This window comes from Pseudomonas cremoricolorata (assembly GCF_000759535.1).
Classification (GTDB): Bacteria; Pseudomonadota; Gammaproteobacteria; order Pseudomonadales; family Pseudomonadaceae; genus Aquipseudomonas; species Aquipseudomonas cremoricolorata_A.
Map to the genome: position 1 here is coordinate 300,952 of NZ_CP009455.1, position 13,824 is coordinate 314,775.

Genomic DNA, 13,824 nt, shown 5'->3' on the forward strand with positions numbered 1-13,824 from the left:
GCGGTCGCCGAGTGCCTTTACGAATGTTCCCGTCTTTAGAGAGGAGCGCGCTGCATGACCGTGATCAAGCAGGACGACCTGATTCAGAGCGTCGCCGATGCCCTGCAATTCATCTCGTACTACCACCCCGTCGATTTCATCCAGGCGATGCACGAGGCCTACCTGCGTGAAGAGTCGCCCGCCGCGCGCGACTCCATCGCCCAGATCCTGATCAACTCGCGCATGTGCGCCACCGGCCACCGGCCGATCTGCCAGGACACCGGCATCGTCACCGTGTTCGTGCGCGTCGGCATGGACGTGCGCTGGGACGGCGCCACCCTGAGCGTCGACGACATGATCAACGAAGGCGTGCGCCGCGCCTACAACCTGCCCGAGAACGTCCTGCGCGCCTCGATCCTGGCCGACCCGGCCGGTGCCCGCAAGAACACCAAGGACAACACCCCGGCAGTCATCCACTACTCCATCGTCCCTGGCGACAAGGTCGAAGTGGACGTGGCGGCCAAGGGCGGCGGCTCGGAAAACAAATCCAAGATGGCCATGCTCAACCCGTCCGACTCGATCGTCGACTGGGTGCTGAAAACCGTGCCGACCATGGGCGCCGGCTGGTGCCCGCCGGGCATGCTCGGCATTGGCATCGGTGGCACTGCCGAAAAAGCCGCAGTCATGGCCAAGGAAGTGTTGATGGAGTCCATCGACATTCACGAACTCAAGGCCCGCGGCCCGCAGAACCGCATCGAGGAAATCCGCCTCGAGCTGTTCGACAAGGTCAACCAGCTGGGCATCGGCGCCCAAGGCCTGGGCGGTCTGACTACCGTCCTCGATGTGAAGATCATGGATTACCCGACCCACGCCGCTTCGCTGCCGGTGTGCATGATCCCCAACTGCGCCGCCACCCGCCACGCGCACTTCGTGCTCGATGGCTCCGGCCCTGCCGAACTGGAAGCACCGTCGCTGGACGCTTACCCGGAAATCGTCTGGGAAGCCGGCCCAAGCGCGCGCCGCGTCGACCTCGACAGCATCACCCCGGAAGAAGTCGCCAGCTGGCAGCCGGGTGAAACCATCCTGCTCAACGGCAAGATGCTCACCGGCCGCGATGCCGCGCACAAGCGCATGGTCGAGATGCTCAACCGTGGTGAAGAACTGCCGGTCGACCTCAAAGGTCGCTTCATCTACTACGTCGGCCCGGTCGACCCGGTCGGTGACGAAGTGGTTGGCCCTGCCGGCCCGACCACCGCGACGCGGATGGACAAATTCACCCGGCAGATTCTCGAGCAGACTGGCCTGCTGGGCATGATCGGCAAGTCGGAGCGTGGCCCGACCGCCATCGAAGCGATCAAGGACAACAAGGCTGTATACCTGATGGCCGTCGGCGGCGCTGCCTACCTGGTGGCGCAGGCGATTCGCAAGTCCAAGGTGCTGGCCTTCGCCGAACTGGGCATGGAAGCGATCTACGAGTTCGAGGTCAAGGACATGCCGGTGACGGTTGCCGTCGACAGCAACGGCGAATCGGTGCATATCACCGGTCCCGCGCTGTGGCAGGGCAAGATCGCCCAGAGCCTGGCGGTGGAAGTGAAGTAAGCGCTCTCGTGTCACCCGAACGCCCGGCCTTGGCCGGGCGTTGTCATAGGGCATGTCCGATGCCCGGCGCCTACTGGCAGCTCTGTCAGTACCGCCCGTTCGGGCTCACCGATACGCTCGTTGCCCACATCAGCAAGGAGCGACGAGCATGCCACACCCCACCCACCCAACTGCCAATGCCGAGCCCTGGCTGGCGGACTTCGGCATTTTCCTGACGTCGCGCAGTGATCGCATCCTCAACAACGGGCACCAGCAGGTCGAAGTGACACTGGTCGCCGCTGCGGCAGAAGGCCAGGTCATCAGCGATGAGCAATTCGAATCGTTCAGCCTCATGTACCAGACTGCCAACGGGTCCTGCCTACCGCTTCCATACGACGATGACACCGCCGACTGGTTCTATCGCACCCAACACGACGAGCGATACGACTACCATTGGTCATGCACAGACATGGCGGTGCCTGTGGCGCCCTGTCGTGCGGATGCGACCGTGCGCATCAAACGCCTGTATGTGCATTGCCGTGCGGCTGATGGCCAGTGCATCACTCTGCTCGGCACGGTGCAACCAGCACCAGGCCAGCAGATCGTTACTCCAGAGCCGCTGCAACAGGAACTGATCGCCGAGCAGTCGCCCCACTACCGCTTCCCCCAGGACTACGAATGGCAGCGCAAGGTCCGTGTCGGTGAGCGTCTGTTCGACAACGTCGCCATCCGTGACTCAGACGCCATCCTGGAGTATTCGCTGCGCCCCAAATGGGGTGGCTTCGCAAGCGCCAGACTGGTCGCGCCGCCAATCGATGCAATGCAAGCAACCAATCCGCAGCCATCGCTCGGCGCCCGAGCGCCAGCGATAGGCTTTGCGCTGCCCAATACCTCGACCATCGTTCATCCAGACGACATGCACGCAGCGACTGTCGAACACGATCAATGGGTGACCCAGCCCCTCACCTCGACCACCGACCAACTCGTCGTGGTGCTTCAGTCACAGCGCTGCAGCGGTAGTCCGCTTGACGGTCGAGGTCGCACTCAGCCACAGACGATCGAAGCCCGAGATCGACAAGGTGGGCTGCATGTTCTGACTATCGGTCCAAGCCCGGACGCTCGCCTGGATCTTGAGGTCAGGACTGCCCGGTCGATCGCCAGCCACGGCATCAGCAACATCAGTTTTTTCCGAGTCGCAGGCCGCGGCTTGGCCGCCGATGCGGTGCCATGCCGGCTTTATGCCAACGGCTCGCAACAGACTTACGTGGATGTGATCATCGAGGCCGTGGATGAGTACGGTATTCCGGTCACCGTTCCCGACAGTATCCTGGCCGAGGTGCGACTGATCGACTACAACACGGGTTCGACGATGCCTCCCGGCTATGGCGTCAGCCGTACGCAAAGCCGGATCGATCAGCGCTTCAACTATTACCAGAACCAGTTCGGGGCTGACCCATCGCTGCCCATCAGGCCCAATACACAAACCATCCGGTTCTTCTACAAGACCTACCAAAGTGCGAATGTTCGAATCGCCGCACGCTTGGTGATCGACGGCAAGACCTACCACACCCATGACCGCACGCTGCCGCCAGGCGACGGTACGACCGTGGCGGGAAGGTCCAATAGCTCGGCCATCATCGAGCCCCGCGCAGTCGATTACCTCTACAACCGACCCGGTGACTTCAGCCTGGTGCGTCACGATGCCAGCGATCACCGCAGCAACGGCGTCAGGGACATCGACCGGTATCACCTGACCTTCCGCAGCGCCATTCCCCATCGCATCGTGTATTACCCCCAATCGCAAAGCCTGAGCTGGGACTACAACGGCAATAACATCACCAACTGGATCTTCTGGAGCGTCTTGCTGGGCCAGTCATCGGTTACTGCCGCTCGGCTCGATATCTCGCAGTCGCTCAATACGCCGAATGAAGGCGTCAGTCTGTTCCGCCTGAAACTCGACCGAACCTGGATCGAAGGTGAATCCAATGGCAACTGGGATTACTTGTGCAACGTTCAGGACGAAAACGGCAACCACCACTCAGTCTGGGTCGCCGTGCGTGACCGTATGAATGTCATGTGGCTGACCAACTGAACTGAGCTATGCATCCGCTTGCAACCCGTTTCTTGAACCTATTTTCAGGTGAATCGCGCCATGAACACCCTCGACAATCCGCAACTCTGGTTACAGACCTTCCGCCTCGAGCTGTCCTCGGCCAGCAGCAACTTGTATGGCAATGCCCGTCAACAGGCCGAGATTCGGCTCATTGCCCATGTGCATGCCAACCAGCCGGCGCTCACTCCCGCGCAACTGGCGAGCCTGACCCTGGTCATGGAGCGATCCGACGGCTTGTATGAGCCTCTGCCCTTCAATGGTCCCGGCGCCCTCAACTGGTGGCAGACCTCGGAACGAGATACACGCTTCGACCTCATGCCAGGGCCGCTCGCTGCATCGCCATCGAACAGTGCACCGCCCCCACCGGCGAACAAACTGATGTACGTTTCGACCTCGCAGCCCGGTGGCAGTAGCGTCAGACTTCGTGCCCGCATTCAGAAAGACGAGAACACGGTCTACTACACCGATATCGGCAACGGGTTCGATAGTCACGTGTCTTTAACGACCGTTCGCCCGCCCTATTTTGGCGAAAACGATTACGAGTGGCAGCAGACCATCAGGGAAGGCGACATCAACAATGTCTTTCTCCATGAATACTCCCTGCGCCTGAAAACACTCGGCCTGTCCACGCAATCCCGACTGGAAGTGCCAGGAATGATTCGCTGGCACACCAACACGCTGACGGAAACCTACGCCACCTATGTCGGCATCGCGCCGCCGGGCGACAAGACCGTGCGATACAACGCTGCGATCGACGTCGGTGACCGCTTCACACCCAGCACCCGCGCCAAGACACCCGGCAACGACTCGATGGTGGTGGTGCTCAATGGCGCAGACAACATCCCCTTCAACAGGCCAGGACTGGGCCATGCAGGCCCGTGCTCGATCAACCTCATAGATCGTCACGGCAATGACCATCAGGTGCTTCTGCGCTTCGACGACGGTGGCAGCGCGCTGGAACGGCGCAGCAGGCTCATGCTGAGCTATCCGACAAGGGACGAATCAGCGATCTGAGCTGCCTGGCACACCGCCAGAGGCCGCTCAGGCCCCTGGCGGACTCATCAACGGATAGAGACCGCATAGCATGTCCCCGTCATTTCCGCACGACCCCGCGCAGTCACCCGCGCCGCTCAACGCGAGCAGTATCCATACCCAGGGGCACAACTTCCTGCACGCTGTGCAGTCGAGCGTCGACCCCCGCACCGGCCAGTTCAATCTGAGCATCAACCTGCCGTTGGGCGAAGCCAACGACCTGGCCGGTCCAACCTGGTCGTTTGCCCTGGGCTACAGCGCCATGGCCTCGCAGCAGGACGAGGGCTTTGGCCTGGGTTGGTCGCTGCGCTACACCCAGCTGACCCTGGTACAGAACCTCTGGACCCTTCGCCTGTCCTCGGGCGAGCAGTTCTCGGTGGATCTGGCCAATTCCGATCTCGGCCCAGGCGGCCAGTTGGCCTTTCACGATTACAAGCTCAAAGCCATGCAAGTCAGCCTGTGGACTGACAACGACCCTGCCGGGGAGGTGGGTTTTCGCATCCTGCACAAGACTGGCGAAGCGGAATTCTTGCGTCGCGTCGGACGCAGCGGTAGCCAGTACGTGTTGCACGAACTGCGCAGCCCCGAAGGTCGTAGCCTGCATTTCGACTGGGCGCGCGCCAATGATGTTCTGCACCTGCAGACAGTACGCGACGGGCAGCGAACACTGGCGCGCTACGACAGGCAGCAGCGTGTCCTGACCCTGGAGCCGGACTCTTCCGAGCCGTCACAGTTTCAGTTCATCCTGAGCAATCAGGAATTGACGCGCTTGGTTGTCCCGGAAATCCATGCCCCATTCACATTCGGCTACCTCGATCAGGCGGTAGGCAATCAGCGTCTGCGTTTGCCTACACAGGTTTCCGGGCCACTTGGGGCAACCGACCGCGTCAACTGGAGCCAGACCCTCGAAGCGTCTCACCGTCTGCCCAACAACGCGCCAATCGCCTACATGCCCCGTGTGACGAGCTGGCTGCACACCGACGGCCCTGGCGCACCAGCGTTGCTGCGAACCTACGGATGGGTCGGTTCGAACAACTATCTGGGTGGTGCAAGCCCGCAAGGTTTCAATTGGGAGCAGGGCCGTGACTCGCTGTATCGGCTCGGCACACGCTATGAATACCAGTGCATCGAGTACCAGAGTGCTGGCGACCTGGCGCTACTCCAGGCGTTTCAGCTCAGTGAACGAAACACCGAACAGGGTGCGCGGAACGATCTCGATGCCCTACTGGCTGAGCTCAGGCAACAGGGCGTCGCACCCAGCACCACCATCACTCGGACCTGGGACCGACATCACCTGCAAATTCGCGAGGTCACCGTCAGCGGCGATTGCGAAATCCTCCAGGAGACGGTGTATGGCGTCGATTACGACCAACCTTGGCTGGTGCAACCGCCTCAATGCCAGTTACCTCACCTCAACTGCACCACCTACATCGATCACGCGGTAGGCAGCCGCTGCAGTGAGGAAATCTCCTACACCTACGATGTGTTCGGCAACACCCTGCAAACCTCCTTCCCTACTGGAGTGATCGAGGTCAACGATTACTATCCTGCCTCCGGCGATCTGATGGGTTGTCCCGCCGACGCCTCGGGGATGGTGCGGTATCTCAAGTCAAGGACGGTGTATCCCGCGCCGGGTTGCCCCGGTGATGCGCCGGTTCTGCGCACACGCTATGAATACGAGGCGCTGGCGTCGTTGATCGACGGCGATATGGATCATGCGGTGGTCTGCCTGGAAGAACTGGTGGATGTGCGCCGCGACACGGTTTTGGAAAGCACCTCGCAAACCTACGAACGGCAGGACAAGACCCACTACGGCCGACAACGGCTGGTGCTGAGCACCTTGAACGGCCTGACCACCACCACCCGCTACGACTACCGCGTGGTGCGCGCACCTGGGGCGCCTGCGCTGCTCGAGACCCGCACACAGATCGATGGCTTCGAGAATACCGAGGTGAGCCGGTCGGTCAGCGCAGACACGCGCTCGCTCATCACCGGGCTGACTCACTCCGAAACCAGTGCCGATGGCAGCCAGACGGTGTATGCCTACGATGCGCTGGGACGGGCAGTGCGTACGGTGATCGCCAACGGCACCGACTACGAAACAGCCCGAACCTGCGCGTATCACGTGGACGATGGGTTCGTCGCCGAGCACGCCCCACGCCTGGGCGATGAACTCGAAGTGCATGTGGCGCTGGAAGAAACTGACGCTACCGGCCAGCGCAAACGTTCCTGGCTCGACGGCAGCGGTCGCCTGGTGCTGATGCAACTCGAAGACCTCGATCACCGACCAGGCGTGTTCCTCGACATCGAGCGTATCCGCTACGACGCCTGGGGACGGATGATTGAACAACGCTCCCAGGACTGGTCGCCCGAGGGCGATCTGCTGTTCAGCCTCACGCAGACCAACGACTACGACGACTGGGGCAACGTCTGTCGCCAGACGGCCCCAACCGGCGTGGTCACGCACACCCGCAATGATCCGTCCCAACGCTGCATCGAGCATTGGCAGCAAAGCCCAGGCGGCGCCCTGTCGGCCAGGCAACTCACCATCCTGAATGTCGCAGGCAGCCCCGTTCAGAGCGTGTTCTACGACTCCCAGGGACGCAGCGTACGCACCCAAGATTCCCTGCGCGACGGCCTCGATCGGCTCATCGAACAGCGCGTCACTCCGCGCGGTGGGGCGGCGCAAATCACGCGTTTCGAATACGACCACTACGGGCGCATCTGCAAGCGCCATCAGCACTTCACCGAACAGGACCGAGCCCATGTACGCACGGTCGCGTTCACCTACGCCGCGCACAGTGACGGCGACCACCCCGAATCGATTTGCGCAGCCGTGAGCATCGGAGAACAGCCATGACGTCCCCATCGACCATGACCCATTCCACCCTCGGCAGACAGACCTTCGACGGCCTGGGCCGGCAACTGACCGTAGAGGCCGGGGGTCGCGTCACCGCCTACCACTATCAGCCGGCACAACTACCTCCCTGCGCCAATACCCTGGCCAACGGTAAGCGGATCGACTTCAGCTACATCGCGGAGCTGCACAACGCCGTCGCAGCCATTCTGCCAGCCGGGGAGCCGGCCAACCAGTTCAGCTACCACGCCAAACTGGGCATGGTGCAACGCAGCGAAGGCACACTGGGCACCGCGCTTGCGACCTACACGGCCAGCGGGCAGCCCAAGAGCGACACTTGGCAGATCGACGGCGCAGAGCATGTAACGCTCTGGCAGTACAGCCTGGGCGGCCAATTGCTCAGTTATGTCGATGCCGACGGTGTAGAGCATCGCCGCGCCTACGATGCCCATGGCCGGCTGTACCAGACCGTGGTGGGCGAGATCCGCTACGACATCACCTACGACGAGTTTTCTCGCCCCTGCACGTACACCACGCTCGATCAGGTTGGCGGCCGCAGCGTGGTGCAGGCCATCGACTACGACGATCAGGGCCGTGAACACCGCCGTCGTTTCACTGCCATCGTCGATGGCAACACGCAGACCTCGGTACAAACACTGACCTACACCGACCTGGATCAGGTCAGCACGCGACACTGGCAGGATGATGTTCATACCGGCCAGGAAACCTTCCGCTATGACCTGCTGGGCCGTTTGAGCGTGTACACCGCCGATGCTGCGATCGCGCCTACCGATCCTTTCGGTAATCGGGTCGTCAGGCAGGTGTTCTCCCTCAACGCACTCGACGGCTACGAGCAAATCGTCAGCACCTTCGCCGACGGCAGCGAAGACCGCGCTACCTATACCTATGACAACCCGCTCGACCCCTGCCAGGTCAGCGCTATCGGCCATACCCACGCAACCTGGCCGACATCGATTCGCCTGAACTACGACGCCTGCGGTCGCCTGGAAAGCGACAGCCTCGGCCGCACATTGCAATGGGACGCGCAGGATCGGGTGACTCAGGTCGAGTATCGCGGCCAGACGTGCCGCTATGGTTACGATCCCAGTGGCAACCTGTGCGACCGCACGGTGGACGGGACGCTGGCACGTGGGTTCTTCAGCGCCGGACAGTTGACCCATGAGCAACGCGGCGCCCAGACCCTTCGTCCGCTCGGTGATGGCGGTCAGTTGCTGGGACTTGAGCGGCTGCGGGACGGCGTGCGCCAGGGCAACGTCACGCTCTATGGTTGCGATGCGCAAGGCAGCGTGCGCGTCGAAGCCGAGCGACAGCTACGTGCGCGCCGCTACACCGCTCACGGCGCTGAGCACGACGCACCACCGCTCGATGACATGCAGTTCGGATTCGCCGGTGAGCGTCGTGAGCCGCTGACCGGCTGGTACATTCCCAGCGGCTACCGCCCATACGATCCACTGCTGATGATCTTCCTCGCACCGGACAGCACCAGCCCGTTCAGTCGGGGAGGCCTGAATGCTTACGCTTATTGCGCAGGCGATCCGGTGAATCGTATCGACCCGGATGGTCACAGCTGGTGGACCTGGGTCATCGCCGGCGTGGGCCTGGCCCTGGGCGTGGTGGCGACCGTGGCGACCTTCGGTGCGGCAGCACCCGCGTTCGCAGCAGTGTATGCCGGCGGCATTTCGGCCCTGACCGCCAGCGGCGCGATGGCCATGGGCGCCGCCACATTGGGCGCTGTGTCACTGGGCACCGGGATCGCCTCCACCGTACTGGAAGCGGTAGACAAGGATTCCAAGGCGGCCAGTATTCTGGGTTGGATTTCGTTGGGCACAGGCCTGTTGGGCAGTGGGCTGGAGATGGCGCCGAAGGCCGCATCGAAGATGGCGACCCTGAGCCGCAGAGTCGGCAGGGGTAGTCAGAAACTGGCTGGGCGGGCCGCAAAGCCTGGCTCAGGCTCGCTCGCAGGGCAGGCCTCTGGTACTACAAATGCGCCTATGGCTCCACAAAAAAGCTCTTCCCCTGTCGTTCTGCACAGGACTGTAAGAGGAAGTCCGGAAGTTGTCTTCCATCCCGATTGGCTGGGCCAAGGTGTATCTGCATTTGAAACCCACGGCTCCGCCACTGGGATGCTGATGGATTCAAAGGGAATGATGTCGCGTGCCGAGAAGGTGGGATACGAAGCTCAAGCCTGGCTGAACGCAAGTGGTCGTGCAGACGGCGAGCCATTCGTATTGTTGGCCTGCCACGCTGCTGAATCAGGTGCGGCTCAGCGTGTGGCCAACGTCACTGGACGCCCAGTGACTGCTTATAAACAAGCGATCTGGGTCAACCACCCCAGCAACTCAGGCTCATTGCGCAACGCCTCGGGGTTACTCAACCTACCTATGGAAGAAATACCCAGAACGTTCACAGAAATCCTGATGCGGCGTCCCAAAATGGGAAGATTCGCGGCGTCACGCTACTTCTCTCCCAAGTTCAGAGTTCATCATGTGTGACGGGGTCTGAGTATTGGCTTTGGGAAAACTGGCCAGGCCAGTCCTTGCGGATATGCACCTGACCCCGCTCCCGGACAGATAACAAGGCGTCAATGTCCAGCGCACAGACTAACCAATGACTGCCCGAAGCGCTCAAATCGACACCCTCGGCCATGATCCCATTGGCAGGAAACCCATAATCCGGCGGCACGAACAACCCCGCCCGACCGATGTTCACATCCAGCGCCGGTGACCACGGCGCCAGCCCCACGGTCGGGCTTTGCAACACGGCGATCTGGTTCTCCAGCGCCCGCGCCTGAGCGCCGATGCGCACGCGGTGGTAACCGGCCTCGGTGTCGGTGCAACTGGGCGCCAGAATCAGGTCGGCGCCTTGTTCGGCCAGGCGCCGGGCAAGCAGGGGAAATTCGTTGTCGTAGCAGATCAGAATGCCGAGCCGGCCGAGTGCCGTGTCGAACACCTTCAGCCCGCTGCCGGCGCTGATGTCCCACTGCTCTTTCTCGAAGCGGGTCATCATCAGTTTGTCCTGGTGGCCCAGCATCCCTTGCGGCCCGAACAACCAGGCGCGGTTGCGGTAGCGCCCATCGCTGTCGAGCACCGGCAGGCTGCCCGGTTGCAGGTACACTCCATGCTCGCGGGCAATGCCTTCACACAGCGCCAGCCAGCGTGGAATCAGCGGCTGGATGCCGCTGATCGAGCCATGCAGATCACCGCGCTGCGCAGCGGGCAACTGGCCGCTGAGCACCAGTCCGGCGTATTCGGGCAACAGCAGCAATTGCGCCCCGCCGTGCACCGCCTCGGCGCACAGCGCCTGCAGATGCTCGGCGTAGGCGTCCCAGGTTTCCAGCAATTCGATGGCGTATTGACAGGCCGCCAGGCGAATCATACCGGCAGGGCCTTGAGCCAGAACGACATGATCTTGTCCGACTCCTCGACCTCATCCAGATCGCGCCAGGCATAGCGGGTGCGCAGCGACGGTTCGTGAAGAAACCCTCGGTTGCGCCAGAAGCCTTGCAGTGGCTTGTAATCGGCGGGGCGCAGTGGGTGGCCGGAGGGCCGCTCCACGGCGCAGAAGGCGCAGTAGTCGAACTCGGCCAGCTTGTGTGCGTACGACTCGCGCTCGATGAAAAAGCGCACGCCCAGGCCCTGGTTGCGGTACTCGGGCAGCACCAGCGACTCGCCGAAGTAGTACACCGCGTTGGGGTCGCGGCCCTGATCGAGGAACGGCTGCTGGAACTCCGGCACCTGGTCGACCAGCGGCAGACCGGTCGAGGCACCGACCACCTTGCCGTCGTCCAGCGCCAGCACCAGCAGGCTGCGCCCGGAGCGGGCATAGGCGGCCAGATAATCGGCCTCGTAGTCCAGCGAGCCGTCGTAGAGGTAGGGGAACTCGCGAAACACCGTCAAGCGCAGGCGAGCGAGGTCATCGATGTAGGGCGCGATCGCAGCGCCGTGCAACAGGCGGATTTCCATGCGAAGAGGTCGTTTTGTCGATGTGGATGACGCGCTCGGCTAAGCCGGGCCTGAGGGGAAACCCTATCATCCGGCCAACGTCGATCCCTTGCCCCTACACGACAGGAACTTTGCCATGACCGCTACCGAACTCGTCCAGGCCTACTACGCCGCCTTCAACGCCGGCGACATGCCCGGCTTTCTCGCGCTGCTCAGCGAAGATGTGATTCACGACATCAACCAGGGCGAACGGCAGATGGGCAAAGCCAAGTTCGCCAGCTTCATGGAGAAAATGAACCGCTGCTACCGTGAGCGTCTGGCCGACATCGTGGTCATGCAGAACGCCGAGGGCAATCGCGCGGCTGCCGAATTCACCGTGCATGGCGAGTACCTGGCCAATGACGAAGGCCTGCCAGCAGCCGACGGCCAGACCTACGTGCTGCCGGCCGGCGCGTTCTTCTACATTCACTGCGGCAAGATCGCCCGGGTGACCAACTACTACAACCTCAACGACTGGATCGAGCAGGTCGCCTGAAGGCCGGCCTCAGGCACGGCGGTCAAGCAGGTTCGCCACGATCCGGTCGAGCCAGCCCCACAGGCGCTGCTTGACCCGCCGCCACAGTGGCCGCGCGCGCCAGCTGGCAAGGTCGACTTCCTCGCTCAGGGCGAAATCGCGGTCGAAGCTGGCGGCCACCTCAGCGGTGAGCACCGGGTCGAGGCTTTCCAGATTGGCTTCCAGGTTGAAGCGCAGGTTCCAGTGGTCGAAGTTGCAGGAGCCGACGCTGACCCAGTCATCCACCAGCACCATCTTCAGGTGCAGGAAACGCGGCTGGTATTCGAAGATCTTCACCCCGGCGCGCAGCAGCCGTGGGTAGTAGCGGTGCCCGGCATAGCGCACCGCTGCGTGGTCGGTGCGCGGCCCGGTGAGCAGCAGGCGTACATCGACGCCCTTCTGGGCGGCGCGGCGCAACGAGCGGCGCACGCTCCAGGTGGGCAGAAAGTACGGCGTCGCCAGCCAGATGCGCCGCTCGCCGGCATTCAGTGCGCGCACCAGTGAGCGCAGGATGTCGCGGTGCTGGCGGGCGTCGGCGTAGGCCACCCGGCCCAGCCCCTGGCCTTGCGCTGGCTGGTTAGGCACCCGCGCCAGCCCGTCGAAATCCTTGGGCGGGCGCCAGGCGGTGCGCTGCTGGTTGGCGTGCCACTGGCGGTCGAAAAGCAATTGCCAGTCGCTCACCAGCGGCCCTTCGATGGCCACCATCACTTCATGCCATTGGCTGAAGTCGTCCTGCGGCACCCAGAATTCATCGGTGACCCCGGTGCCGCCGACCACCGCCAGGCGCTCGTCCACCAGCAGCAGTTTGCGGTGGTCGCGGTACAGGTTGCGCAGGCCGCGTCGCCAGTGGATGCGGTTGTACCAGCGCAACTCGACGCCAGCATTGAGCAGACGCTCGCGCAGCGGCCGGCCGAAGGCTTGCGAGCCGTAGTCGTCGAACAGACAGCGCACCTGCACGCCGCGCTGCGCGGCCTGCTCCAGCGCCTCGACCACCGCATCGGCGCAGGCCCCGGCCTCGACCAGGTATAGCTCCAGGTCGACCTTGAGTTCGGCGCGCACGATGGCCAGCAACATGCGCGGAAAGAACGCCGGGCCGTCGATCAGCAGTTCGAACTGGTTGCCTTCACGCCAGGGAAAAACCGGCCCGGCCATTTCAGCGCGCCGTGAAGATCAGCACCGCATTGACCGGCACCGACGGGTTGATGGTCTTGAGTTTGGCGACATTACGCAGGGTTTCCAGGCCCGGTAGCAGGTCGAAATCCTCGGCGCGCAGCAGCAGCGGTTCGAGGGTGACCACCTGGAAACGCCGTTCATCCAGGCGCGTGGCCAGCAGTTGCGCCTGGTAGCGCTGCGACTTGCCGTGCAGAGTGACTGTCACCGGCAGACGTAGCTCGACCTGGGCACCATTGGCCAGGTCGTTGATCGGGCGCAGGTCGATCTGCGCCTTGATGGTCGCATCGGGGAAGTTGCGCACCTCGAACAAGCGCTCGCGCATGCGCTCATCGAGCAACGGTGTGCCGCTGCTGACCGAATCCATTTCGATGCTCAACCCGGCTGCGCCCTTGGTATCGACCGAGCCATGCAGCACCAGGAAGCGGTGCACATCGACCTCATCACCATTCTTGCCGGTGACGAACGACAGACGCGACGACTCGCCATCCAGATGCCAGTTGGCATGGGCGGGCAGGCACAGCAGGAGCAACAGCGCGGGCAGCAGGCGGGGCAACGTGAACATGGGAAATCTCGCGAA

Annotated in this window: 10 protein-coding genes; 6 read left to right on the plus strand and 4 right to left on the minus strand. The window is 62.8% G+C overall.

The window, feature by feature from the left end:
- The first annotated feature begins 54 nt into the window (after positions 1-54).
- From LK03_RS01350 to LK03_RS01370, 5 genes are all read left to right on the plus strand, one after another.
- The gene (locus LK03_RS01350) at positions 55-1,578 is read left to right on the plus strand and encodes a fumarate hydratase (RefSeq protein WP_038410750.1); all 1,524 of its coding nucleotides are present in this window, start codon (positions 55-57) and stop codon (positions 1,576-1,578) included.
- A 148-nt stretch (positions 1,579-1,726) separates the two neighbouring features.
- On the plus strand, positions 1,727-3,649 hold the full coding sequence (locus tag LK03_RS01355; RefSeq protein ID WP_038410751.1) for a hypothetical protein: 1,923 nt from the start codon (positions 1,727-1,729) through the stop codon (positions 3,647-3,649).
- Between the two features lie 60 nt (positions 3,650-3,709).
- Positions 3,710-4,684 (plus strand): hypothetical protein, encoded by a 975-nt coding sequence (locus LK03_RS01360; RefSeq protein WP_038410752.1) that lies wholly within the window; start codon positions 3,710-3,712, stop codon positions 4,682-4,684.
- A 70-nt stretch (positions 4,685-4,754) separates the two neighbouring features.
- On the plus strand, positions 4,755-7,562 hold the full coding sequence (locus tag LK03_RS01365; protein WP_038410753.1) for a hypothetical protein: 2,808 nt from the start codon (positions 4,755-4,757) through the stop codon (positions 7,560-7,562).
- Positions 7,559-10,072 (plus strand): RHS repeat-associated core domain-containing protein, encoded by a 2,514-nt coding sequence (locus LK03_RS01370; RefSeq protein ID WP_081951526.1) that lies wholly within the window; start codon positions 7,559-7,561, stop codon positions 10,070-10,072. Before LK03_RS01365 ends, LK03_RS01370 begins: the two co-directional genes overlap by 4 nt.
- Here LK03_RS01370 and LK03_RS01375 read toward each other — a convergent pair.
- Together LK03_RS01375 and LK03_RS01380 are read right to left on the minus strand one after the other, a co-directional pair.
- Complete coding sequence (locus LK03_RS01375; protein WP_038410755.1) at positions 10,053-10,955, minus strand: carbon-nitrogen hydrolase family protein; 903 nt, start codon at positions 10,953-10,955, stop codon at positions 10,053-10,055. The two genes, LK03_RS01370 and LK03_RS01375, sit on opposite strands and share 20 nt — an antisense overlap.
- Entirely contained in the window at positions 10,952-11,542 is a 591-nt protein-coding gene (locus LK03_RS01380; protein ID WP_038410756.1) for a GNAT family N-acetyltransferase, read from the minus strand. Before LK03_RS01380 ends, LK03_RS01375 begins: the two co-directional genes overlap by 4 nt.
- Positions 11,543-11,657: 115 nt before the next feature.
- Between LK03_RS01380 and LK03_RS01385 the strand changes: the two genes are divergently transcribed.
- Positions 11,658-12,056, plus strand: coding sequence for a nuclear transport factor 2 family protein (locus LK03_RS01385; RefSeq protein ID WP_038410757.1), 399 nt, complete (start codon positions 11,658-11,660; stop codon positions 12,054-12,056).
- 9 nt (positions 12,057-12,065) lie between these two features.
- Here LK03_RS01385 and LK03_RS01390 read toward each other — a convergent pair whose 3' ends face one another.
- Positions 12,066-13,226 (minus strand): phospholipase D-like domain-containing protein, encoded by a 1,161-nt coding sequence (locus tag LK03_RS01390; protein ID WP_038410758.1) that lies wholly within the window; start codon positions 13,224-13,226, stop codon positions 12,066-12,068.
- A 1-nt stretch (position 13,227) separates the two neighbouring features.
- The gene (locus LK03_RS01395) at positions 13,228-13,809 is read right to left on the minus strand and encodes a YceI family protein (protein WP_038410759.1); all 582 of its coding nucleotides are present in this window, start codon (positions 13,807-13,809) and stop codon (positions 13,228-13,230) included.
- Positions 13,810-13,824: the final 15 nt, after the last annotated feature.

Coding starts and splice junctions, on each gene's coding strand:
- LK03_RS01350 (WP_038410750.1), top strand. CDS start 55: ATGACCGTGATCAAGCAGGACGACCTGATTCAGAGCGTCGCCGATGCC.
- LK03_RS01355 (WP_038410751.1), top strand. CDS start 1,727: ATGCCACACCCCACCCACCCAACTGCCAATGCCGAGCCCTGGCTGGCG.
- LK03_RS01360 (WP_038410752.1), top strand. CDS start 3,710: ATGAACACCCTCGACAATCCGCAACTCTGGTTACAGACCTTCCGCCTC.
- LK03_RS01365 (WP_038410753.1), top strand. CDS start 4,755: ATGTCCCCGTCATTTCCGCACGACCCCGCGCAGTCACCCGCGCCGCTC.
- LK03_RS01370 (WP_081951526.1), top strand. CDS start 7,559: ATGACGTCCCCATCGACCATGACCCATTCCACCCTCGGCAGACAGACC.
- LK03_RS01375 (WP_038410755.1), bottom strand. CDS start 10,955: ATGATTCGCCTGGCGGCCTGTCAATACGCCATCGAATTGCTGGAAACC.
- LK03_RS01380 (WP_038410756.1), bottom strand. CDS start 11,542: ATGGAAATCCGCCTGTTGCACGGCGCTGCGATCGCGCCCTACATCGAT.
- LK03_RS01385 (WP_038410757.1), top strand. CDS start 11,658: ATGACCGCTACCGAACTCGTCCAGGCCTACTACGCCGCCTTCAACGCC.
- LK03_RS01390 (WP_038410758.1), bottom strand. CDS start 13,226: ATGGCCGGGCCGGTTTTTCCCTGGCGTGAAGGCAACCAGTTCGAACTG.
- LK03_RS01395 (WP_038410759.1), bottom strand. CDS start 13,809: ATGTTCACGTTGCCCCGCCTGCTGCCCGCGCTGTTGCTCCTGCTGTGC.